Source organism: Bradyrhizobium sp. Cp5.3 (assembly GCF_000426265.1).
Lineage (GTDB): Bacteria > Pseudomonadota > Alphaproteobacteria > Rhizobiales > Xanthobacteraceae > Bradyrhizobium > Bradyrhizobium neotropicale.
Window position 1 is genome coordinate 267517 of sequence record NZ_AUFA01000008.1, and the last position, 23400, is coordinate 290916.

A 23400-nucleotide genomic window follows, 5' to 3' on the forward strand; every position below is an offset into this window, starting at 1 on the left:
ACATGATAACACGCGCCGCTGCGGCTCCGCCGATCTCTTTCACCGGGACACGCTCTTCCTGTCGAGAGAGCCGCCGCCCATCAGGAATAGGGATTGATCAGCTTCTGCTGCTCCGCACTGTGATGCACCAGCATGTCGATGAAAGTCCTGACTTTCGCGGACAGATGGTGCCGGTGCGGATAGACCGCGTTCATCGACATCTCGACCGTCCGGTATTCGGGCAGCAGGCGAACCAGGTGTCCGGCTTCGAGATCGTCGCGAATGAGAAATCCGGCCATCAGGCACACGGCGGCGCCTTCCAGCGCCACTTTCCGCAACGCCTCCCCGCTGTTGGTGACGAAGCTGCCGGAGATGCGCACCGATGCCGGCGTTCCCTTGCGATCGAGGAAACGCCAGTCGTCGCCGTAGGGATAGTTCAGATGACGGCCGCAATTATGCGCCGAGAGCTCCTCGAGCTTCTGAACGCGGCCATGTTTCTCGATGTAGTCGTGCGAGCAGCACAGCACGTGGCGCCAGGTGGCAAGACTCCGGACGATCAGACTTGAATCCGGCGGCGAGATCATGCGCAGCGCAACGTCGTAGCCTTCCTCGATGAGATCGACCTCGGCCTCGCCCATGCGCAGATCCACCTTGATCTCCGGATAGGTGGAAAGCAGCTTTGCCACCACCGGAGCGACGAACGGCACCATATGCGTGGCGGAGTGGATGCGCAGCGTGCCGCGCGGCACTGACTGCAATTCGCTGGCGATGTCGTCGGCCTGCTCGAGGTCGGCGAGGATCTGTGTGGAGCGGTCGTAATAGGCCTTGCCGATTTCGGTGAGGCTCACCTTGCGCGTCGTGCGGTTGAGCAGCCGCACCCCGAGCCGATCCTCCAGCGCCTGAACGTGGTTGCTCACCATCGTCGTCGACATGTTGAGCCGGCGGGCGGCAGCGGAAAAGCCGCCGTTCTCGACTACCCGGACAAAGGCCGTGAGGCTGGTGAAGCGGTCCATCTCGTGAGGCTCCGATTATCCGCTCTCGCTGGATAATCCTTCCATTTCTTCATGGATTATCACACGCGCCGGGACAGCGCATCTTTACCGCCGAAAGCAGCGCCCCCTTGGAACGGGGCGTCTGGCGGCCCCGGAGAATGCCATGTCGAACGCCTCTTATGTCACTGAAACAAAAGAGAAAACCAATCTTCGCCCATCGCGGGTGGCAATCAAGCGGGCAGCCCTCGGCTTGGCGCTGGCGCTCGGCATCGCTGTAGCCGGCGACTTCGGCTACAGCTACCTGACGACCGGCCGCTACCTGGAATCGACCGATGACGCCTATGTGAAGGCCGATTCCACGATCATCGCGCCGAAGGTCTCGGGCTACATCGCCCAGGTCCTGGTCGGCGACAACGAGAAGGTCAAAGCCGGCCAAGTGCTGGCCAAGATCGACGACCGCGACTTCAAGACCGCGCTCGAGCAGGCCCGCGCCGACGTCGCTGCGGCCGAAGCCTCCGTGCGCAACATCGACGCCCAGCTCGAATTGCAGCAGCCGATCATCGAGCAGAGCACCGCCGACGTTTCCGCCGCCGAGGCCAACCTGAAATTCGCTCAGGAAGAGCGCGCCCGCTACGACGACCTGATGAAGACGGGCTCCGGCACGATCCAGCGTGCGCAGCAGACCGATGCGGCGCTGCGCGCCAGCAACGCGCAATTGCAGCACGCGAAATCGGGCCTGATGGCTGCGCAGCGCAAGGTCGATGTACTCACAACGCAGCGCGCCCAGGCCGTTGCCCAGCTCGGGCATACCCGCGCAGTCGCGCAGCAGGCGGAGCTGAACCTCTCCTATACCGAGATCACCGCGCCGGTCGACGGCACGGTCGGCGCTCGTTCGCTGCGCGTCGGCCAGTACGTGCAAGGCGGCACGCAATTGATGGCGGTGGTGCCGCTCGACGCGGTCTATGTGGTTGCCAATTTCAAGGAGACGCAGCTGACGCATATGCGCCCGGGCCAGCCGGTCGAGCTGAGCATCGACAGCTTCCGCAACCAGACCCTGCGCGGCCATGTCGACAGCCTGTCGCCGGCGAGCGGGCTCGAATTCGCGCTGCTGCCGCCTGACAATGCCACCGGCAATTTCACCAAGATCGTGCAGCGAGTGCCGGTGAAGATCGTGCTCGACGACCACCGCCTGACCGGCCTGCTCAGGCCCGGCATGTCGGCGGTGCCGACCGTCAACACCAAGGCGACCGTGCTGGCCGAGCGCGACACGGGTAAGCGACTCGCCGACAACGCCGCGCGTCCGAACGGAAGCTGAGGTCCAGCTTTTGGGCGGGGTTATCAAGTCCTGCCGGATGCTGCTTCAAAGACTTCCGCGATTATCGGAACCATCCGCCTAATGCATCCTGTCTCCGTAACCGAGACGAGGCTTCCATGAGCACGCTCCAGCCGACCCTCAACTCCGCTTCCGCCGCCAGCGTCCCCGCGCCGGCTGCGCCCTCAACACCGGCGGTGTCCGCAAAAACCTGGATCGCTGTGGTCGGCGCCACGCTCGGCGCCTTCATGGCCGTCTTGAACATCCAGATCGTCAACGCCTCGCTGGCCGACATCCAGGGCGCGATCGGCGCAGGCATCGACGACGGCGGCTGGATTTCGACCTCCTATCTGATCGCCGAGATCGTGGTGATCCCGCTCTCCGGCTGGCTCGCGCAGGTGTTCTCGATCCGCGTCTATCTGCTCACCAACGCGATCCTGTTCCTGGTCCTGTCCGCCGCCTGCGCGCTGGCGCAGGACCTGCCGCAGATGATCGTGCTGCGCGCGGTGCAAGGTTTCACCGGCGGCGTGCTGATCCCGATGGCGTTCACGCTGATCATCACCCTGCTGCCGCGCGCCAAGCAGCCGGTCGGCCTTGCGCTGTTCGCGCTGTCGGCAACGTTCGCGCCGGCAATCGGCCCGACCATCGGCGGCTATCTCACCGAGAATTTCGGTTGGGAGTACATCTTCTACGTCAACCTCGTCCCCGGCGCGATCATGGTCGGCATGCTCTGGTATGCGCTGGAGCCCAAGCCGATGAAGCTGTCGCTGCTGCGCGAGGGCGACTGGGCCGGCATCATCACCATGGCGATCGGCCTGTCCGCGCTTCAAACCGTGCTCGAGGAAGGCAACAAGGACGACTGGTTCGGCTCGCCCTTCATCGTAAAACTGTCGGTGATCGCGACCGTCGCACTCGTCACCTTCCTGATCATCGAGCTCACGGTGCAGAAGCCGCTTCTGAACCTGCGCCTCCTGGTTCGCCGCAATTTCGGCTTCGGCATGCTCGCGAACTTCCTGCTCGGCGTCGCGCTCTACGGTTCCGTGTTCATCCTGCCGCAATATCTGTCACGCATTCAGGGCTACAATGCCGAGCAGATCGGCATGGTGCTGGCCTGGACCGGCCTGCCGCAGCTCGTGCTGATCCCGCTAGTGCCGCGCCTGATGCAGAAGTTCGATGCGCGGATCATCATCGGCGTGGGCTTCGTCCTGTTCGCAGGCTCCAACTTCATGAACATCACCATGACCAGCGACTACGCCGCCGACCAGCTCATGTGGCCCAATATCGTCCGCGCGATCGGGCAGGCACTGGTGATGGCACCGCTGTCGGCGGTCGCAACTGCCGGCATCGAGCCGGAGAATGCAGGCTCGGCCTCCGGCCTGTTCAACATGATGCGTAATCTCGGCGGCGCCGTCGGCATCGCGCTGCTGCAGACCGTGCTGACCAAGCGCGAGCAGTATCACTCCAACGTGCTGATGCAGTCGGTCTCGGTGTTCGAGCAGGCCACCCGCACGCGGCTGGAGCAGCTCACGCAATATTTCGTCAATCACGGCGTCCTCGACCGCGCCGACGCGGCGCATCGCGCCTATGTCGCGATCGGCCATATCGTGCAGAAGCAGGCCTATATCCTCGCCTTCAGCGACACCTTCTATCTGCTCGGCATGGCCCTTATCGTGGCCCTGATCGCCGCCCTTTTCCTGAAGAAGCCCGGCCATGTCTCGACCGGGGAAGCGCACTGACATCGCCCCGCAAAGCAAGGAGAACGACCATGAAACCCCGCATGAATTACTACCAGGCTGCGCCCGAAACACTCAAAGCGCTTGTCGCGGTGGACACCCAGATCAAGGCCAGCGGCCTCGAGCAATCCCTGATCGAACTGGTCAAGACGCGCGCGTCGCAAATCAACGGCTGCGCCTATTGCATCGCTGTTCACACCGACGACGCCCGCAAACGCGGCGAGACCGAGCAGCGGCTCTACCTCCTCAACGCCTGGCGCGAGTCTCCGCTCTATACCGACCGCGAGCGCGCCGCATTGGCCTGGACCGAGGCCGTGACGTTGATCTCGGAAACGCATGCGCCCGACGACGTCTACGAGCAGGTCCGCGCGCATTTCTCCGAGGAGGAGACGGTTAACCTGACCATGCTGATCGGGACCATCAATGCCTGGAACAGGATCGCGATCTCGTTCCGCGCCGTGCATCCGGTGAAGGTGAAGGCGTCGGTGGCGTGAGGCGACCAGGCCCGCCACACATCCAACACGTCATGCGCGGGTTTGACCCGCGCATCCATCAAAGAGAGTCTTGCGACGCGCGATGGATTGCCGGGTCAAGCCCGGCAATGACAACTAGCGATTTGAATCAAACCGCCGTCACCTTCGCGAACTCCACATAGATCTCCCGCAGCCGCGTCGCCATCGGGCCGGGCTTGCCGTCGCCGATCTTCTTGCCGTCGATCGCGACCACCGGCTGCACGAACAGCGAGGCCGAGGTGGCAAAGGCTTCCTTCGCGGCGAGCGCTTCTGCGACCGTGAAGGCGCGCTCCTCGACGCGGAGCTGACGTTCCTCGGCGAGCGCGACCACGGCCTTGCGGGTGCAGCCCGGCAGGATCGCGTTGGAGTTCTGGCGGGTCACGATGACGTCGTCCTGGGTCAGGATGAACGCCGAGGACGAGCCGCCCTCGGTGACGAAACCGTCTTCCAGCATCCAAGCTTCGCCGGCGCCGGCCTCCGCCGCGGCCTGCTTCGCCAATACCTGCGCGAGCAGCGCCACGCTCTTGATGTCGCGTCGCTCCCAGCGGATGTCGGGGACCGTGATGACATTGATGCCGGTCTTGGCCGAGGTCGCGCCAACAATGTCCTTCTCGGAAGTGAACATTACCAGGCTCGACTCCACGTCGCTCTTGGGGAATGCGAAGTCGCGGCCCTTGTCGGCACCGCGCGTCACCTGGAGATAGACGAGGCCGTTGGCGACCTTGTTGCGCGCGACGAGCTCCTTCTGGATCTCGGTGATGCGCTCGACCGTCACCGGCAGCTTCAGCTTGATCTCGCCGACCGAGCGCTCAAGCCGCGCCAGATGCGAGGCATTGTCGACCAGCTTGCCATCGAGCACGGCCGCGACCTCGTAGATGCCGTCGGCGAACAGGAAGCCGCGGTCGAGGACCGAGATCTTGGCGTCCGAGAGCGGGACGAATGAGCCGTTGACGTAGGCGATCGAGTCCAAGGGAAGTCTCCTGGCGGGAAGGGGAAAGTTGGCGCGCTTATACGCCAATTGAGGGTGGCGATCACCCCTCTATTCGTCATTCCGGGGCGGCACGAAGCGACGAGCCCGGAATCTATTTCACCTCGCGTACTGCCGCCCAATGGATTCCGGGCCTGCGCCTTCGGCGCATCCCGGAATGACGACAGCGGTCAATGCGACAGAATCTTCGACAAGAACTTCTGCGCGCGGTCGCTGCGCGGCTTGCCGAAGAAATCGTCCTTCGGCGCGTCCTCGACGATCTCGCCGCGGTCCATGAAGATCACGCGGTTGGCGACCTTGCGGGCAAAGCCCATTTCGTGGGTGACGACCATCATGGTCATACCCTCGCGGGCGAGATCGACCATGACGTCGAGCACCTCGCTGATCATCTCGGGATCGAGCGCCGAGGTCGGCTCGTCGAACAGCATGGCGATGGGATCCATCGCCAGCGCGCGCGCGATGGCGACGCGCTGCTGCTGGCCGCCGGAGAGCTGCGCGGGAAATTTCTGCGCATGCTCCTTCAGCCCGACACGGTCCAGCAGCATCATGGCCTTGGTGACGGACTTGTCATGTCCCCGGCCCAGCACCTTCTCCTGGGCAAGGCAGAGATTGTCGATGATCTTCAGGTGCGGAAACAGCTCGAAGTGCTGGAACACCATGCCGACGCGGGCGCGCAGCTTCGGCAGATTGGTCTTGGGATCGTTGACCTTGGTGCCGTCGACGGTGATATCGCCCTTCTGAAACGGCTCCAGCGCGTTGACGCATTTGATCAGCGTGGACTTGCCAGAGCCCGATGGGCCGCACACCACCACCACCTCGCCCTTGGCGACGCTGGTGGTGCAATCCTTCAGCACCTGAAACGCGGAGCTGTACCATTTGTCGACGTGACTGATCTCGATCATGACGGGCTCTAACGAATGATGGCGATGCGCGACTGCAGGCGACGGACGCCGAAGGACGCAACGCAGGAGATGGTGAAATAGACGAAGGCCGCGAACAGATACATCTCGACCAGACGGCCATCACGCTGCGCGACCTTGCTCGCGGCGCCAAGGAAATCCGGTATCGAGAGCACGTAGACCAGCGAGGTGTCCTGGAACAGCACGATGGTCTGGGTCAGCAGCACCGGCAGCATGTTGCGGAAGGCCTGCGGCAGCACGACGTAGCGCATGGTCTGGGCATAGGTGAGGCCCAGCGCATTCGCCGCCGCCGGCTGGCCGCGCGAGATCGACTGGATGCCGGCGCGCATGATCTCGGAGAAATACGCCGCCTCGAACATGATGAAGGTGATGAGCGAGGAGGCGAAGGCGCCGACGCTGATCGGGCGCGAGGCGCCGGTCAGCCACTGCCCGATATAGGGCACCAGGAAGTAGAACCAGAAGATGACGAGCACCAGCGGCAGCGAGCGCATGAAGTCGACATAGAGGCCGGCGATGCGCCCGAGTGTCTTATAGCCCGACAGCCGCATCAGGGCGATCGCCGTGCCGAAGATCAGGCCGCCGAGCGCGGAGAGCGCCGTCAGCGTCAGGGTGAACGTCATGCCCTCGTAGAACAGATAGGGCAGTGAGCGGCGGATGACGTCGAAATCGAAATTGCCGAGCATCGCTATTTCCCCGTGATGTAGCCGGGGATCGCGACATAGCGCTCGAGGATGCGCATGCCGGTGACGACGACGGCGTTGACGAGGAGGTAGAGGATGGTCGCGGCGGTGAAGGCCTCGAACACCTGGAACGAGAACTCCTGCATCGAGCGCGCCTGTCCGGTCAGCTCGAGCAAGCCGATGGTGATCGCCACCGCAGTGTTCTTGATGGTGTTGAGGAACTCGGAGGTCAGCGGCGGCAGGATGATGCGGAACGCCATCGGCAGCAGCACGTAGCGATAACCCTGCACGGTCGTGAGACCCAGCGCCGTGGCCGCCTGCTTCTGCCCACGCGGCAGCGAGCCGATGCCGGCCTGCAACTGCACGGCCACACGCGCCGACATGAACAGGCCGACGCCGATCGAAGCGGTCCAGAACGGCGCATTCGGCAATTGCTTCAGCCACAGTCCGGCGGCCCTCGGCAGGATTTCCGGCAGCACGAAGAACCACAGGAACAACTGCACCAGCAGCGGCATGTTGCGGAAGAATTCGACGTAAGCAAAGCCGAACCAGTAGGCCCCCTTCGAGGGCAGCGTGCGCATCACGCCGACGATCGAGCCGGTGATCAGCGCGATGATCCAGGCCAGCACCGCGGTCTCGAGGGTCAGCACCAGTCCCGACAACAGCAAGTCGAGATAGGTACCGGTCCCCATCGGGTTCGGCTGGAAAAAGATTCCCCAGTTCCAGTTGTAGTTCACGTGTCCCCCGCGCGAGCGCGTCAAATTTACAAATGTCGTGAACGTCTATGCAAATGTCCGGCCATTCTGATTTCTGGAATGGCCGGACATGATGGTCGTGATCCTCCAGGGATCGAAGCTTACTTATAATCGTCCGGATTCGGCGAGTCCGAGGGCTTGGCGAATTCGTGCTTCAGCTCGTCGGAGATCGGCGTGTTGAGGTTCAGGCCCTTCGGCGGGATCTTCTGCGTGAACCACTTGTCGTAGATCTTCTGGCCTTCGCCGGACGTGTAGAGAGCGGCGGTCGCCGCATCGACCACCTTCTTGAACGGCGCATCGTCCTTGCGCAGCATGATGCCGTAGGGCTCCGGCTTGGAGAACGCATCCTTGGAGATCACGTAGTCGTCCGGTGACTTCGAGCCGGCGACGAGGCTCGCGAGCAGGATGTCGTCCATCACGAAGGCGACGGCGCGGTCGGTCTCGACCATCAGGAAGGCTTCGGCATGGTCCTTGGCCGGGATGATGTTGGCGCCGAGGCCTTTCGCAACGTTGGCCTCGGTGAGCTGCTTGATGTTGGTGGTGCCGGCGGTGGAGACCACCGTCTTGCCCTTGAGGTCGTCGATCGACTTCAGCCCGCTCGACTTCTTGAACACGTAGCGGCTGGCGGTGAGGAAGTGGGTGTTGGTGAAGGAGACCTGCTTCTGCCGCTCGGCATTGTTGGTGGTCGAGCCGCATTCGAGGTCGATCGTGCCGTTCGCCATCAGCGGGATGCGGGTCGCCGAGGTCACCGGATTGAGCTTGACCTCGAGCTTGTCGAGCTTGAGCTCCTTCTTCACGGCGTCGACGATCTTGTAGCAGATGTCCATCGCGAAGCCGACCGGCTTCTGGTTGTCGTCGAGATAGGAGAACGGGATCGAGGAGTCGCGGAAGCCCAGCGTGATGGCGCCGGTGTCCTTGATGTTCTTCAGCGTACCGGTCAGTTCCTCGGCACTGGCCTGGCTGACGGCGAAGGTCGCGGCGAGTGCGAGGCCGATGCTACGGAAATGTTTCACTTTTCTTCCCCTTTCAGGATGATGCGGGCGGATGCAAGCACAAATCGGGCCGGAATAGAATGTGACTTTCGACTGGATCGCGGCTCAGGTTAACGGCTCAGGATAGCGGCTCAGGATAGCGGCTTGGGCAATTCGCCGAGATCCCAGAACAGGCCGGCCATCACCGTCAAGGCCTCTTCGGTCAGCGGAAGCAGGATGTGCTCATTGGGCGCATGCTGGGAGCAGCCGGGATAGGAATGCGGCACCCAGATCGTCGGCAGTCCGAGTATCTCGGAAAACACGTCATTGGGCAACGAGCCGCCGAAATTGGGCAGCACGGCCGGCGCCTTGCCGGTGGTCTTCTGCACCGAGTCCGCCGCCCATTTGATCCAGGGGCTGTCGAAATCAGTGCGCGAGGCGGCAAAGCTCTGCGCCGCCCGCACCTCGACCATCGGAAAGCCGTTCTCCACCAGATGCGCGCGGATGGCCTCGACCAGCCCGTCGATCCTGGTGCCGACGACAAAACGCAGTTGCAGCACGGCGTTGGCATGACCGGGAATGGCGTTCGCCGGCTTCCCGATGTTGCCTGATGATATCGCCAAGACTTCGAGCGTGTTCCAGGCGTAGAGCCGTTCGGCGGGCGACAGCCCCTCCTCGCCCCAATTGTCGGCGAGCGCCGGCTCGTCCTCGGTCGGCACGACCTGCACGTCGGCGAGATAGCTGCGGATCTGGTTGGTGAGCCGCGGCGGCTTCAGGGCCTCGAGCTGGAGGCGGCCGTGGCCGTCGACCAGCGTTGAGATGGCGTTGACGAGAATGGTGGCGGGGTTGGCGAGCACGCCGCCCCAATTGCCGGAATGGTGCCCGCCATCGCGCAGGTTCACGTCGAGATGGATGCGGATGCCGCCGCGGCATCCCAGGAACAGCGTCGGACGGTCGGCCGACAGGCGCGGACCGTCGGAGGCCATGAACAGGTCGGCCTTGAGGGCGTCGCGGTGGAGATCGCAGACCTTGCCGAGATCGGGCGAGCCGATCTCCTCGCCCATCTCGACGATGAACTTGGCATTGAAGCCGAGCTTGCCGCCGCGGGCCTCACGCACCGCGCGCAGCGCCGCCATGTTGATGCTATGCTGGCCCTTGTTGTCGGCGGTGCCGCGGCCGTAGACGCGCGCGCCGGCCGTGGTGGTGCGCCAGGGATCGCGGCCTTCGCGCCACTCGCCTTCCATGCCGTCGACGACGTCACCATGGCCGTAGATCAGCACGGTCGGCACCGCGGCGCTCTCGTGATGGTCGGCAATGAGGAACGGCGCCTTGCCGCTCGGGGATTCCACCAGCCGGCTTTCGAAATCGAGCGCCGCGAAAGCGGGCTGCATCTCCTGTTCCAGATAAGCGCGCAGTTCGGCACCGCGCGACGGGTTCTGGCTCTCGGTCCGGTAGGCGACGCGGCGGTCGAGCTCAGTGAGGAACGCGCCGGACTGAATGTCGTTGCGGGCGCGGGCGATGGCGTCGGCTCTGGTCATTGCTTGCTTTTTCGGCGTTTCGAGGCGAAGGAGCCTACCCGAGATCGGTGGACCTTCGAAAGTGGCGGGGCGTGGGGATTTCGTTCTTGCTCTCTTGAGATTGGCTTGCCAAGGCAGGAGTGCTTCTCGATTTTGGCCTTGCCAATGGCGGGACCATGCAAGAACTTCGCCAAAATCGAGCGCACTGTTAGCATTCGAAGAGCGTCAGGCATAGGGCGCCGAAGGACAAAACCATGGCCAAGCAAATCCGGCTCAACGCATTTGCGATGAATTGCGTCGCACACCAATCGCCGGGCCTGTGGACCCATCCGCGCGACCGCACTGCCGAATATAACCGCCTGCCCTATTGGCTCGATCTTGCCCGGACGTTGGAACGCGGCCGGTTCGACGGGCTGTTCCTCGCCGACGTGCTCGGCGTCTACGACGTCTACGGCAACAGTCCGGACGCAGCTTTGCGCAATGCAGCACAGACGCCGTCGAACGAACCGCTGCTCTTGCTGTCGGCGATGGCGGCGGTGACGCAGAACCTCGGGTTCGGTGTCACCAGCAATCTCTCTTTCGAGCCGCCCTATCCGTTCGCGCGGCGGATGTCGACGCTGGATCACCTCACGGAAGGGCGGATCGGCTGGAACGTCGTCACCGGCTATCTCGACAGCGCAGCGCGCGGCGCCGGCAAGGACAAGCAGACCGGGCATGACGACCGCTACGACATCGCCGACGAATATATGGAGGTGGTCTACAAGCTCTGGGAAGGCAGCTGGGAGGACGATGCGGTGCTGCGCGACCGCAAGCGCGGCATCTTCACCGATCCGGCAAAGGTTCATCGCGTCAACCACGAGGGCGCGAACTACCGCATCAACAACACCATCCATTTGAGCGAGCCGTCGCCGCAGCGCACGCCAGTGCTGTACCAGGCCGGCACCTCGCCGCGCGGCCGGCAGTTCGCAGCGCGCCACGCCGAATGCGTGTTCATGTCCGGGCCGTCGGCCAAGGTGATCGGGCCGCGCGTCTCCGCGATCCGCCAGGAGGCGGCCGCGCTCGGCCGCAACCCCGCCGAAATCCTGATGTTCTCGATGATGACGATCATCCTCGGACGGACGGAGGCGGAGGCGAAGGAGAAGTACGCGGACTACCGCCGTCACATCAGCCCCGAGGGCGCGCTGGCGCTGATGTCGGGATGGACCGGCGTCGACTTCTCCGGCTACGACCTCGACCAGCAGGTGCGTCACGTCCAGAACGACGCCGGCCGCAGCGCGATGGACAACGTCACCCGCGCCGATCCCGATCGCGTCTGGACCGTGCGCGACGTCATCGAGCATGTCGGCATCGGCGGCGCCGGCCCCGTCGTGATCGGCACGCCGGAGATCGTCGCCGACAAGATCGAGGAGTGGTTCGAGGCGACCGATGTCGACGGACTCAACGTCGCCTTCGCAATCTCGCCCGGCGATTTCGAGGACATCGCCGACATGCTGGTGCCGGAGCTGACCAGGCGCGGCCGCTACAAGGCGGAGTATGCGCAGGGTACGCTGCGTGAGAAGCTGTTCGGCCAGGGACGCGCGCGGCTCGACGCGCCGCATCCGGCGGCGGGGTATCGGGTGGGGAAGACGGGGTAAGGCCGCTACTTTGCATGGGGTTGTGTTGCGGATTCTGCGAGAGGCCCGCCGGTTCGCTCTGTCGGCGCCGCAGATACAACTCCGTTCCCTCCCCCCTTGCGGGGGAGGGCTAGGGAGGGGGGTGCCACACGGCACACTCTCTCAGTGAGGCGAGACTCGTTCTCGACGACGGCGACACCTTTTCCTGGGCTACCCCCCTCCCCTTCCCTCCCCCGCAAGGGGGGAGGGAGCAGAGCGGATCGCGCGGCGCCGCCTACACCTTCCCGTCCACCATCACCTCGATCAGCTTCGTCCCGGGCCGGTTGAACGTGGACGCCAGCGTCGCCTTCAGCTCGCGGGGATCGCTCACCTTGATCGCCTCACAGCCCAGCGACTTGGCGATGCCGGCGAAATCAACCGGCGGATCGACAAAATCCATGCCGACATAATTGTCGTCGCCATGGAAGGCGAGCAGGCGCTGCTTGATGATGCGGTAGCCGCCGTTGTTGGCGATGACGACGTTCAGCCGCAGCTTGTGGTGCGCCGCCGTCCACAGCGACTGGATCGAATACATCGCGCTGCCGTCGCCGGAGAAGCACACGACGGGGCGATCCGGATTTGCGAGGCTGACGCCGACCGAGGCCGGCAGGCCCCAGCCGATGCCGCCGGAGGCGAGCCCGTGATAGCCGTAGCGGTCGCGATGCGGACGCAGGTTCGTGATCTGGCGGCTGGAGGTGAGGCCTTCGTCGACGAGGATGGCATTGCCGGGCATGGCCTCGACCATTTGCAGCACCAGGAAGTCCGGATCGATCGGCGTGCGGCCGGCGTTCTTGCCGATCTGCTCGACCAGCGCGGCGCGCCGCGCGATCCAGTTCTTCGGCGCGAGCTCGGCGAGGCGCTGCTTTGCGCGCTCCGCCAGTGCAGCGCCGCCCACCTCTTTCAGCACCGGGATCAGCGCACGCAGCGTCTCCTTCACGTCGGCCTTCAGCGCGATCTCGGCGCCGTAGTTCTTGGCGATCTCCCAATCGGCGAGACCTATCTGCACGACGCCAAGTCCATCCGGCAGCGCATCGACTTCGCTGTAGACCGACATGCGCAAGGGATCGCCGCCGAGTGCGATCAAGAGATCATGAGGCGCGAGCGTATCGCGCGCGACTTTCTGCACGCGCGCCAGCGTGCCGACGAAGCTCGGGCTCTCGGACAAAAAATGCGCGCCGTAGGGCGTTGAGGATTGATAGGCGGCGGCGCCCAGCAACTCGGCGAGCTCGGCCGCTTCCTTCAGCGCATCGCTCTTGACGACCTCGTCCATGGTAACGATCACGGGCCGCTCGGCCTTGAGCAAACGTACGGCGAACGCCTTGAGCGCTTCGTCCGATGGCTTGGTGCGCGCATCGATGCGCGTGGAGCGGCCGAGGTCGATGCCGGCTTCGCTGTTCAGGATGTCACCGGGTAGCGAGATGAACACGGGCCCGGTCGGCGGCGTGGTCGCAACCTTGGCGGCGCGGCGCACGATGCGCGGCAAATCCTCCAGTTGCGTCACCTCGACGGCCCATTTCACCAGCGGCTCGGCCATGCGCACCAGCGGGCCATAGAGCACCGGCTCCATCAGCCCGTGGCCCTGCTCCTGCTGGCCGGCGGTGAGGATCATCGGCGTGCCCGTGAACTGGGCGTTGTAGAGCGAGCCCATCGCATTGCCGAGACCGGGCGCGACGTGGACGTTGCAGGCGACGAGCCTGCCGGAGGCGCGGCTGTAGCCATCGGCGATCGCGACCACCAGGCTCTCCTGCATCGCCATCACATAGGTGAGGTCGGGATGATCCTTCAGGGCATGCATGATCGGCAGCTCGGTGGTGCCGGGATTGCCGAACAGATGGGTGATGCCCTCGTCCTTGAGCAGCGCGAGAAAGGCGGAGCGGCCGGTGATCTTGTTCTTCATGTTTCCTCCAGGCCTCGCGGACGTTGCCGGAGGACGGGAGGCATGATGGCCGAAGTCGGAGGATGCACGCAATGGAGCGCGGTCATGGCTGCGTTGCGTACGAGCGGAGTGCGCGGTGTGGCTACATCTCCTCGCGCCCGAGCTCGAACGGATCTTCGCCGCGTGCGCGCTTCTTCTTTTTCGAGCGCTGCCACACAACGCCGGGAAAGCCCTTCAGCGGCACCAGCGACTCGCCGGTATAGGCCCATTCCTGCAGCTCTTCGATGGCGATGTGATAGAGCGGCTGGCGGCCGGTACGCTCGATGAACAGCGCGCGGGGGATGTTGACCATGTGTGGGCCGCGCGGACGTTCATAGGCGATCGGCGTGCCGCAATGGGAACAGAAGCTGCGCGCGGTCTTCGTCGTCTTGTCCTCGTAGCGGGTGAGAGCAGTCTTGCCGGACGTGATGCGAAACCGCTTCTTCCAACTTCCGACATAGGTGGCGTAGGCCGCGCCGTGAGCGCGGCGGCTGGCGGCGGAGTGGTCGTGCCAGGCCCAGCGCGCGGGCACGTCGATCTCGAAGGTGACCTTGCCGCAGAGGCATTGGCCGGTGGCGATTCCTGCGGCGGCTGCGGCTTTGGCCATGGTGTTTCCCCATCGTCATTGCGAGCGTAGCGAAGTAATCCAGGGTCTTTCGTCGGAAACGGTCTGGATTGCTTCGCTGCGCTCGCAACGACGGAAATTGTGCTGGCGGTCGCGCAACAAATCAAGCTCGTCATTCCGGGGCGCGACGAAGTCGCGAGCCCGGAATCCATTGGGCCTCATATTCAGGCGGAGAAATGGATTCCGGGCTCGACGCTCCCGAGCCGCGCTTCGCGCGGTCCCGTCGCGTCGCCCCGGAATGACGGGAATAACTTACGCCGGCGTCAGCTCATCATACACCGGATAGTCCGTGTAGCCCTTCTCCTCGCCGCCGTAGAACGTCGCGCGATTGTATGGCGTGATCGGATAACCCTGCTGAAGGCGGCGCGGCAGGTCGGGGTTGGAGATGAAGATGCGGCCGAAGGCGATGAGGTCGGCATGGCCATCGGCGATCGCCGCATTCGCGGTCTCGCCGGTGAAGCCGCCGGCGGTCATCAGCACGCCGCCATAGAGCGGGCGGAACAGCACCATCGCCGACGGCACGTTCTGCCAGTTGACCTCGGCACGGCCCGAGCCGCTGGAGCGCGGCTCGATGAAATGCAGATAGGCCAGGCCGAGCTTGTCGAGCGCCTTCACCACATGCGTGTAGAGCGGCATCGGATCCGGCTCGCCGGAATCATTGGCAATGCCGTAGGGCGACAGCCGCACGCCGACGCGGTTCGCGCCCCAGACGTCGATCGCTGCCTGCGTCACCTCCAGCAGCAGCCGCGCGCGGTTCTCGATCGAGCCGCCGTACTGATCGGTGCGCTGGTTGCTGCGCGATTGCAGGAACTGCTCGAGCAGATAGCCGTTGGCGCCGTGGATCTCGACGCCGTCAAAGCCCGCGGCGAGCGCATTCCTGGCCGCCTGCCGGAACGCCTCGACGATACCCTTGACCTCGCCCGTCTCCAGCGCGCGCGGCGTCTCGTAATCCGAGATCTTGCCGTCGGCCGTCATCGCCCGCATGCCTTCGGCCTTGATCGGAATCGCAGAGGCCGAGACCGGAAGCGCGCCGCCATGGAAGGAGGAATGCGAGACGCGGCCGACATGCCAGAGCTGAAGGAAGATGACGCCGCCCTTGGCGTGCACGGCATCGACAACTTTGCGCCATCCGGATATTTGCGCGTCCGAATAGATGCCGGGCGTCGCGGGGTTGCCGCGGCCATGCGAGAGCACGGGCGAAGCTTCGGCTATGATGAGGCCGCCCTGCGTGGCACGCTGCCCGTAATAGTCGGCATTGAGCGGACGCGGCGCAAAGCTCTCGCGCTCCGCCCGCATGCGCGTCAGCGGCGCCATCGCGACGCGATGCGCGAGCCTGTACGGACCGACCTGCAACGGTTTGAACAACGCCGGAAATGTCATGTTGGCCCCAATATCTCTGCGGAAGGATGCACATCATATAGCGAGGGGCGGCTACCGGAAAAGGTGCCGCCCCCAAAGGCAATATTCCTTCCCGCGAAACGCGGGAACGAAGCGCACTACGCCGTCTTGATCCAGACGGCCTTCACGTTGAGATATTCCTCGACGTGCTGCTTGCCGGATTCGCGGCCATAGCCGCTCATCTTGTAGCCACCGAACGGCACGGCCGGATCCATCGCCTGGTAGCAGTTCACCCACACCGAGCCGGCGCGCAGCGATTTTGCGACCGCATGCGCCTTGCTGACGTCGCGCGTCCACAGGCCCGAGCCGAGACCGAACGTGGTGTTGTTGGCGCGCTTGACCAGTTCGTCCATGTCCTTGAAGGCGATCGCGGAGATGACGGGACCAAAAATCTCCTCCTGCGCGATACGCATGTTGTCCTGGACGCCCGCGAACACGGTCGGCGAGACGAAGAAGCCCTTGGCCAGCGCGCCTTCGGTGACGCGGCCGCCGCCGGCGAGCGCTCGCGCGCCTTCCTTCTGGCCGATGTCGAGATAGCCGGTGACGCGCTCGAGCTGCTGCTCGGAGACCAGCGGGCCGATCTGGACATTGGGATCGAGGCCGTTGCCGACTTGCAGCTTCTTGCCGAACTCGGCGACGCGGCCGACGAACTCCTCATAGATCGACTGCTCGACGAACAGGCGCGTGCCGGCGCTGCAGATCTGGCCGGAATTGGCGAACACCGCCATCGCCGCACCCGGCACGGCGGCATCGAGATCGGCGTCCGCGAACACGATGTCGGGCGACTTGCCGCCGAGCTCGAGCGAGACGCGCTTGAGGTTGCCGGCCGAGGCACGAATGATCGACTGGCCCGTCATGTGCGAGCCGGTGAAGGCGACCTTGTCGACATCATGGTGCGAGGCGAGTGCCGCGCCCGCGGTCTCGCCATAGCCGGGAACGACGTTGATGACGCCGGGCGGCACGCCCGCTTCCATCGCAAGCTCGGCGATGCGCAACGAGGTCAGCGGCGCCTCTTCGGCGGGCTTGAGCACGACGGTGCAGCCGGTCGCGATCGCCGGGCCGATCTTCCAGATCGTCGCGGTCAGCGGGCCGTTCCACGGGATGATTGCGCCGACGACACCGACCGGCTCTTTCAGCGTGTAGGAGAAGATCTCGCCGGGCAGCGAGTTCTCGATGGTCTCGCCGTGGATCGCGGTGGTCTGGCCGGCGTAGTAGCGCAGCATGCCGATGGCGCGCAGACGATAGGCACGCGTGCGGCTGAGCGGCGCGCCCATGTCGAGCGTGTCGAGCTGCGACAATTCGTCAAAATTCTTCTCGACGAGGTCGGCGAGCTTCAAGAGCAGATTCTGCCGCTCGAACGGCCTGACCTTGCTCCAGGGTCCTTCGAAGGCGCGGCGGGCGGCGGCAACCGCGCGGTCGATGTCTTCCTTGTCGCCTTCGGCAACGGTTGCGAGCAGCTCACCGGTGGCGGGGTTGCGTGTCTCGAAGCGCTTTCCGGAAGCAGCGTCGACCCACTGTCCGTCGATCAGCATCTGCTTGTAGGACCCGTTGGCGAACGGATGGCGCGTGATCGGAATAGCCTGCGACACAGCCATGGCTGCACTCCCTGTGAGGTGATTGATTGGCTCGATCTGGGCGGGATCGTTAGGTTGAGCAGAATACAGCGGTGCCGGATAGGCGTAAAGTCGGCGCGGAACGAAGAGCACCCATGCCCACTTGTGCAGGGTCGACCGACCGCCATGTTATAGCTCGATCGAGTGCAACGCCCCTGCCACCGGAGACGATCCATGCCGCACCCCGCCATCGCCAAGGACAATGTTGCCGTGATCACCGGCGGCGCGTCCGGCATCGGTCTTGCTGCCGCCAAGGCCTTCGCACGCGCCGGGATGAAACTGTGCGTTGTGGATGTGGACCAGACGGGACTGGCAGAGGCGTCAACAAAATTGTCATCCGTTACGGATCCCGCAAATGTGATGACATCCGTCACCGACGTCAGCAAGCCTGAGAGCGTGGCGGAACTGGAACGCGCGGTGCGCACGCGCTTTGGCGGTACCGACATCCTCATGAACAATGCCGGCATCCAGCCCGGCAGCACACTGTTCGGCGAGCCCGACAATTGGCAGCGCATCATCGGCGTCAACATGTGGGGCATCATCAATGGATCGCGCATCTTTGCGCCCGGCATGATCGCGCGCGGCACGGCCGGCCTGATCGTCAACACCGGCTCGAAGCAGGGCATCACCACGCCGCCCGGCGATCCCGCCTACAATGTCTCGAAGGCCGGCGTGAAGGCGTTCACCGAGGCGCTCCAGCACGAGCTGCGCAACACCCGGGATTGCCGCATCACCGCGCATCTGCTCATCCCCGGCTTCGTGTTCACCGGCCTGACCGCGAAGGGACGCACCGAGAAGCCGGCCGGCGCCTGGACGCCGGAGCAGACCGTCGATTTCATGCTGGCACGGCTTGAGGCCGGTGACTTCTACATCCTATGCCCGGACAACGACGTGCCGCGCGAACTCGACGAGAAGCGCATGCTGTGGGCAGCCGGCGACATCGTCGAGAACCGCCCGCCCCTATCGCGCTGGCATCCGGACTATGCAGAGGCGTTCAAGAGGTTTGTGGAAGGCAATTAGTCTCGCTGCAACATAAGACCCTCATGGTGAGGAGCGCGAAGCGCGTCTCGAACCATGGGGCCCGGCCGTGGGCCTGCATCCTTCGAGACGCCCGCTACGCGGGCTCCTCAGGATGAGGATCAAGCATTGATCGCGCGGGATCGACTACAGCGTCTCTTGCTGATGCCCGCACTGCTTGCAGGCGAACTTGACGCGGCTCTGCCCCTTGGGGGCCTGGACCCGGTTCGGGGCGCCGCACTTGCCGCAGACCGCCTCGATGCGGGTCGTGCCCTGCTTGACGACGATGGTCTTCTTTTCCATCGATTCGCGGATCAGGCGCTCGGCTTCCTCTCGCAGGGATTGTTTCGACAAAGCTCGTCTCCGCCATGAATGCGGGCGAGGCTTATCGCAGTTACGTCGAAATCACAATCAGCAAAGCAGTCTCAAACTTCCACGATCACATGATCGTCTTCAACGTGCACCTGGAAAGGTCTCCGCCACATACGGGTCTTTCTTCAGTTCCTCGCCGCTCGCCACGGCAACGGATATGACCAGATCTTGACGCGTTTCGGATCGACCCAGGACCGGCCGTTGCGCATGTCAAATTCCCAGCCGTGCAACATTTCGCCAACGCGCGAGCGCTGGTAGATGCCGGGCTCCGATATACCCTAAGCGCTCGGCGTGCCCTGCGCGGCACCATCCGTCATGATCAGGATACGCTGCACCAGCGCGATCGCGGTCTCGGTGGCAGGATCGGCTGAGATCACGGGAACCGCGAGCGCGAGCAGATCGATCGGGTCGGACGAGAGCACGACGAGATGCGTCGCATTGCCCGCGGCCATCAGCGACACCAGCCGCTCCACCGCCGGATCGGCCGGCGGATGTCCCCAGGGCGCATCGAACCGCCGCAGCACGCGATGCGTCGCGAGACGGTTGCGCAACGAGGCGGGATCGTAGGGCGCGAGATCTTGTTCGCGGTAGCGCCGCGCGCTCTCGAACAGCGGATGGCGCAGCAGCTCCGCGATGAGCTGGTCGCGCGTGGTTGCCGGCGAGATCGCGACCGAGCTCAGCACGCCCGGTGCGCGGGATTCGAGGTAGGCCCGTAACGTGTCCGTCATCAGGCCGATGGTCAGCACACCCGCGACCGCAATGGCGCAGAAGCGCGCGATCTGGGCAGCGTCGACATCGGGGGCGACAAAGGCCGCGGCAAGACCAAGCAGGGCCGAACTCACGAGCCGCAGCACGGTGAGGAGCACGCCGTGCCAGCGTGCTTCGGCGCTGCTGCCGGCGATCAGGACCGCAGTGACCACGAGCAGCGCGCCGAGCGCACCCAGCCTGACCGGCATGTCCGGCATCAGCGCCTGAAAATCGGTGACGATGAAGGGGAGGACTACGATGGCGCCGATCGTCATGCGATCGATGCTGCGGTTTTCGGACACCATCAACCACTGGCGATCGCGCGTCGCAAGCAGAAAGGCGCAAGCGGCGAAGCCGCCGAGCTGGAACAGCGCCAGCGCAATCGCGTAAGGCATATCGAAATGCCCGAGGCCCAGCGCACCGCCGACGCCGAGCACGACGGCGCCGATAATCACCCCGAGCTTGATGGCGCGGGGCGCATGCCGCCGCAGCATCCCCTCGGTCACGATCAGCGCGCCGAAAGGAATCGCGGCAGCCGGGATGACCGAGAGATCGTCGAGCAGGCTGCTTTCGCTCAGCCAGGCGATGCTGCGGACCAGGAACAGCAGCGCGACGATGCCGAGCGCGGTCACCAGGCGTCGGGTCAGCGGGCTATGCGCATCGCGGCGATGAAGCGCGAGCATGGCGACGGCGAGCCCGATCACGCCGCAGAGATTGACGATCGCGTTGGCGACGACGGCCGACGTCATCGGTCGCTCCCCTGCCGGGGCCGCAGCGTGCCGAAGGTCTTGCGATCGTCGAGCCAGTAGATGACCGGCAGCACCAGCCGTTGCAACCCGAGGATCAGGGATGCGACGAACAGACCGGGCAGCGAGCGGTGCGGCACCTGCTCGAACAGATAGCTGCGCGCCGCCGCAAGATCGATGTGGCCGATCTGCAGGAAATCGTCGCCACGATCGTAGTTCAGCTCGCGGGCGCAGAACTCACCATATTGCGCGTCCCGGTGTTTTGGAGCGGCATCAAACGTCTTCTTCAGGGCGTCGGAGCCGCCGGTATAGGCATCGGTGATGACGAAGCGGCTCTCGTCGAAACCGGCATCATCGCCGACGCCGAACACGCTGCGATGCCGGCGCATCATGCCTCGGGCGAGCTGGAGATGGGCAAAGCTCTGCCGCGCCTCGGGGCGCGGCGAGGGATAGACGTCGGAAAAAGTCTCGCTGACCATGCCGACCACCGACGGCACCTGCGTGACGTTGGAGATCCAGCGCGGGCGCAGGCCGTCGCGCAGGAACAGGACAAGCGTGGTCAGGCCGTAGAGCACCCAGGACAGGCCCTGCCCGCGCGCATCGGGGTCGACCATCACCAGCCCGAGATGGGTGACGTCGACCGGCGCGCCGTCGAGCTCGACCTGCATCACCGACAGCGCGTTGAACGCGATCGGGCGGCCGCTGTCCTCCTCGGAGATCAGCGTGACGATGGCGCGGGAGAGGCGCTCGCGCTCGCCCGAGAAGATGCCGTAAGTGAGCTGATCGGCCGGCAGCGTCTTGGCCGCAACGATGCGGAGCTGCGTAATCAACCTGTCGAGTTCGTCCTGCGGCAGCGACAGGCCGGGGCTTTCGACGATCCGGGTCATGTGACCGGGATGGGTGCGCAAGCTGAGATCGATGCTCGGCTGCGCGAGCGCCTTGAACCAGAATGCGGCGTAGCTGCGCACGCGCCCGGCCGCGCCTCCGACCTGTCCTGCGTCTCGCCCGTTGCCAGAAGCCGTCATCCTGCCCGCCTGTGATCCGGACCGTTCTTCATGCGAGGCTGTTAAGGAGCGATGAGTACAACCTCCTGCGACGACTGCAGGGTAAAGGAAATATTGCGGGGCGTGCGACAAACCGGCGCAAAGCGGAGAGGACGGCGGATGCCTTCGCATCCGCCGTCCCTGCTCCAGCCGGCTTGTGACGTGCTTTACGCCGCCCGCGAGCCGCGCTCGACTTCCATCAAGAGACGCTCGGCCTTGGCGTCCTCGATGCGGTTCACCAGGCGGCCGCTCTCGTGATTGTCGCGCATCGTCTTGGTCATGGTGATGCAGGACTGCGTCAGCATCAGGAAGCCCATGGCGAGGTAGCCCTTGACCGACAGGTCGAGCGGCAGGAAGAAGATTCCGAGGCCGACCATGAAGGCGGACGCGGCGAACGAAACGTAGGTGAAAGTAACCCAGGCGGGGCTGTGGGACGGGGTGGTCGGGTTCATGATGGTCTCCTGTTGCTTGACGTTGAGGTGAATGATCATCGGTTAGGGTCAGTCGGTGGGCGTGCGCTTGGACTTCAACCGCGCCAGCACGTCGTCCGCGGTCGTCTTGAGCCGGGGGCCGAAGCCCTGCTCGGCGAGCTTCTCTGCGGTGGCGAGCGGACCGGTGGCTGCATCGAGCTCGACCAGCGCGTCGTCGGCGGCCTGGGCCTCGATCTGCCGTTCGCGGAGGCGCTTCAGCGTGTTCTCCGCCTCCGGCAGCGTGGATTCGTAAGGCCTTGCCGCCTCGATGCCGCTGCGGCGAAGCGAGCGCACCGCTTCCGAGGCACGGGCGAGACGACGGCCGCGATCGAGCTCGGTGATGCGGGCCTGCGCGCTGGCGACCTGCCGCTTCAGCCGGGCGATCTCGGTCGCGAACAGCGCGCGTGCGGTCATGGCAGCGTCGCGGTCGGCTTCGAGGCCGGCGATGGCCTCGGCGGCTTCCTTGGCAAGATCCTCGCGGCCACCGTCGAGCGCCGCAACGGCACGGGTCTCAAGGTCGGCGATGCGCGCGTTGGTGGCCTCGAGCTTCCGGGCCTCGTGCTGGTCCTGGGCGATCGCCAGCGCCAGCGTCCGCTTGCTGCGCTCGACGGCGGCGGCCGCATCGCGCATCTGCTGATCGAGGATCAGCAGCGCCGTCCGGTCTTCGAGCTCCTCGCTGGCGGCCGCCACGCTGCCGCGAAAGAGCGTCACTACGGTCTTGAACATTGGCTACTCCCTGCTATGAGCGTTGCTCACGGACGCTTTGTAGCATATCTTGAGCATTGCTCAAGAGAAATTTGAGCGTCGCTCAAGAATTATGATTAAGAATGTCTAAAGCCTTGGAACGACGAGAGAAACTGAAAGAGGCGCTGATCGTCGCAGCGGAACGGATGATCGCCGAGAGGGGATTGGCCGGCCTGAAAACCCGCGATCTCGCCCGCGAGATCGGCTGCGCCAATGGCGCGGTCTATAATCTTGTGGCCGACGTGGACGAGCTGATCCTGCGCGTCGGCTCGCGCACGCTGCGCCGGCTCGACGCGGCTCTGACCGGCGCCGAGGGCGCAGGCCCCGCCTCGCCGCAGGAGACGCTGGTCCGCATTGCAATTGCCTATTGCGATTTCGCTGCGGAAAATCTCGAACTCTGGCGCGCGCTGTTTGAGCATCGCATGGAGCGCGGCAAGATGGTGCCCGATTGGGCGATCAACGAGCAGATGGAGCTGTTCGGCCACATCTACCGGCCCCTCGCCGCTTTGTTTCCGAAGCGCGGTCCGGAGCAACTCGGCATCACCGCGCGCAGCTTGTTCTCGGCCGTGCACGGCATGGTGGCACTGGGGCTGGAGCAGAAGCTGGTCGCAGTGCCCCTGCCGGCGTTGCGGAACGAGATCGCGGGACTCGTGCGCGCGATGCTGGACGGATTGGTGGCGCGACAGAACTAACTCGCCG

22 protein-coding genes are annotated in these 23400 nt (G+C 64.6%); 6 read left to right on the plus strand and 16 right to left on the minus strand.

The window, feature by feature from the left end; translation table 11 throughout:
- Positions 1 to 80 precede the first annotated feature (80 nt).
- Positions 81 to 992: a LysR family transcriptional regulator gene (locus tag K289_RS0113490; RefSeq protein WP_027552000.1), complete on the minus strand. Its 912-nt coding sequence runs from the start codon at positions 990 to 992 to the stop codon at positions 81 to 83.
- 142 nt (positions 993 to 1134) lie between these two features.
- On the opposite strand from K289_RS0113490, the gene K289_RS0113495 reads away from it, so the two are divergent.
- The 3 genes from K289_RS0113495 to K289_RS0113505 all read left to right on the plus strand — a co-directional run bounded on the left by K289_RS0113495 (position 1135) and on the right by K289_RS0113505 (position 4510).
- Positions 1135 to 2286, plus strand: coding sequence for an HlyD family secretion protein (locus tag K289_RS0113495; RefSeq protein WP_027552001.1), 1152 nt, complete (start codon positions 1135 to 1137; stop codon positions 2284 to 2286).
- A 116-nt stretch (positions 2287 to 2402) separates the two neighbouring features.
- Positions 2403 to 4019, plus strand: a complete 1617-nt coding sequence (locus tag K289_RS0113500; protein ID WP_027552002.1) for an MDR family MFS transporter — start codon at positions 2403 to 2405, stop codon at positions 4017 to 4019.
- A gap of 29 nt (positions 4020 to 4048) precedes the next feature.
- Positions 4049 to 4510, plus strand: coding sequence for a carboxymuconolactone decarboxylase family protein (locus tag K289_RS0113505; RefSeq protein ID WP_027552003.1), 462 nt, complete (start codon positions 4049 to 4051; stop codon positions 4508 to 4510).
- 127 nt (positions 4511 to 4637) lie between these two features.
- On the opposite strand, the gene K289_RS0113510 is transcribed toward K289_RS0113505, so the two are convergent.
- From K289_RS0113510 to K289_RS0113535, 6 genes are all read right to left on the minus strand, one after another.
- Positions 4638 to 5498, minus strand: coding sequence for a D-amino-acid transaminase (locus tag K289_RS0113510; RefSeq protein ID WP_027552004.1), 861 nt, complete (start codon positions 5496 to 5498; stop codon positions 4638 to 4640).
- A gap of 188 nt (positions 5499 to 5686) precedes the next feature.
- Entirely contained in the window at positions 5687 to 6418 is a 732-nt protein-coding gene (locus K289_RS0113515) for an amino acid ABC transporter ATP-binding protein (protein ID WP_027552005.1), read from the minus strand.
- An 8-nt stretch (positions 6419 to 6426) separates the two neighbouring features.
- Entirely contained in the window at positions 6427 to 7119 is a 693-nt protein-coding gene (locus K289_RS0113520; protein ID WP_027552006.1) for an amino acid ABC transporter permease, read from the minus strand.
- Positions 7120 to 7121: 2 nt separating this feature from the next.
- Positions 7122 to 7853, minus strand: a complete 732-nt coding sequence (locus tag K289_RS0113525; protein WP_027552007.1) for an amino acid ABC transporter permease — start codon at positions 7851 to 7853, stop codon at positions 7122 to 7124.
- Between the two features lie 119 nt (positions 7854 to 7972).
- Positions 7973 to 8884, minus strand: a complete 912-nt coding sequence (locus K289_RS0113530; protein WP_027552008.1) for an amino acid ABC transporter substrate-binding protein — start codon at positions 8882 to 8884, stop codon at positions 7973 to 7975.
- Between the two features lie 110 nt (positions 8885 to 8994).
- Positions 8995 to 10380 (minus strand): M20 family metallopeptidase, encoded by a 1386-nt coding sequence (locus K289_RS0113535; protein ID WP_027552009.1) that lies wholly within the window; start codon positions 10378 to 10380, stop codon positions 8995 to 8997.
- Positions 10381 to 10613: 233 nt separating this feature from the next.
- Here K289_RS0113535 and K289_RS0113540 point away from each other — a divergent pair, with 233 nt between their 5' ends.
- Complete coding sequence (locus K289_RS0113540; RefSeq protein ID WP_027552010.1) at positions 10614 to 11993, plus strand: LLM class flavin-dependent oxidoreductase; 1380 nt, start codon at positions 10614 to 10616, stop codon at positions 11991 to 11993.
- Between the two features lie 253 nt (positions 11994 to 12246).
- On the opposite strand, the gene K289_RS0113545 is transcribed toward K289_RS0113540, so the two are convergent.
- From K289_RS0113545 to K289_RS0113560, 4 genes are all read right to left on the minus strand, one after another.
- Entirely contained in the window at positions 12247 to 13908 is a 1662-nt protein-coding gene (locus tag K289_RS0113545) for a thiamine pyrophosphate-binding protein (protein ID WP_027552011.1), read from the minus strand.
- A gap of 121 nt (positions 13909 to 14029) precedes the next feature.
- Positions 14030 to 14533, minus strand: coding sequence for a GFA family protein (locus tag K289_RS0113550; RefSeq protein WP_027552012.1), 504 nt, complete (start codon positions 14531 to 14533; stop codon positions 14030 to 14032).
- Between the two features lie 270 nt (positions 14534 to 14803).
- On the minus strand, positions 14804 to 15931 hold the full coding sequence (locus tag K289_RS0113555; protein WP_027552013.1) for an alkene reductase: 1128 nt from the start codon (positions 15929 to 15931) through the stop codon (positions 14804 to 14806).
- Positions 15932 to 16047: 116 nt separating this feature from the next.
- Positions 16048 to 17544, minus strand: a complete 1497-nt coding sequence (locus K289_RS0113560; protein ID WP_027552014.1) for an aldehyde dehydrogenase family protein — start codon at positions 17542 to 17544, stop codon at positions 16048 to 16050.
- Positions 17545 to 17736: 192 nt separating this feature from the next.
- On the opposite strand from K289_RS0113560, the gene K289_RS0113565 reads away from it, so the two are divergent.
- The gene (locus K289_RS0113565; protein ID WP_027552015.1) at positions 17737 to 18582 is read left to right on the plus strand and encodes an SDR family NAD(P)-dependent oxidoreductase; all 846 of its coding nucleotides are present in this window, start codon (positions 17737 to 17739) and stop codon (positions 18580 to 18582) included.
- 144 nt (positions 18583 to 18726) lie between these two features.
- On the opposite strand, the gene K289_RS0113570 is transcribed toward K289_RS0113565, so the two are convergent.
- From K289_RS0113570 to K289_RS0113595, 5 genes are all read right to left on the minus strand, one after another.
- Positions 18727 to 18933, minus strand: coding sequence for a hypothetical protein (locus tag K289_RS0113570; RefSeq protein ID WP_027552016.1), 207 nt, complete (start codon positions 18931 to 18933; stop codon positions 18727 to 18729).
- A 296-nt stretch (positions 18934 to 19229) separates the two neighbouring features.
- Complete coding sequence (locus K289_RS0113580) at positions 19230 to 20447, minus strand: hypothetical protein (protein ID WP_027552017.1); 1218 nt, start codon at positions 20445 to 20447, stop codon at positions 19230 to 19232.
- Positions 20444 to 21469, minus strand: a complete 1026-nt coding sequence (locus K289_RS0113585; RefSeq protein ID WP_051310566.1) for a hypothetical protein — start codon at positions 21467 to 21469, stop codon at positions 20444 to 20446. The genes K289_RS0113580 and K289_RS0113585 overlap by 4 nt, the downstream gene beginning before the upstream one ends.
- 185 nt (positions 21470 to 21654) lie before the next feature.
- Entirely contained in the window at positions 21655 to 21939 is a 285-nt protein-coding gene (locus K289_RS0113590; RefSeq protein ID WP_027552019.1) for a YiaA/YiaB family inner membrane protein, read from the minus strand.
- Positions 21940 to 21987: 48 nt separating this feature from the next.
- Positions 21988 to 22683: a PspA/IM30 family protein gene (locus K289_RS0113595; RefSeq protein ID WP_027552020.1), complete on the minus strand. Its 696-nt coding sequence runs from the start codon at positions 22681 to 22683 to the stop codon at positions 21988 to 21990.
- A 101-nt stretch (positions 22684 to 22784) separates the two neighbouring features.
- Here K289_RS0113595 and K289_RS0113600 point away from each other — a divergent pair, with 101 nt between their 5' ends.
- Positions 22785 to 23393 (plus strand): TetR/AcrR family transcriptional regulator, encoded by a 609-nt coding sequence (locus tag K289_RS0113600; RefSeq protein WP_027552021.1) that lies wholly within the window; start codon positions 22785 to 22787, stop codon positions 23391 to 23393.
- The last annotated feature ends 7 nt before the right edge of the window (positions 23394 to 23400 follow it).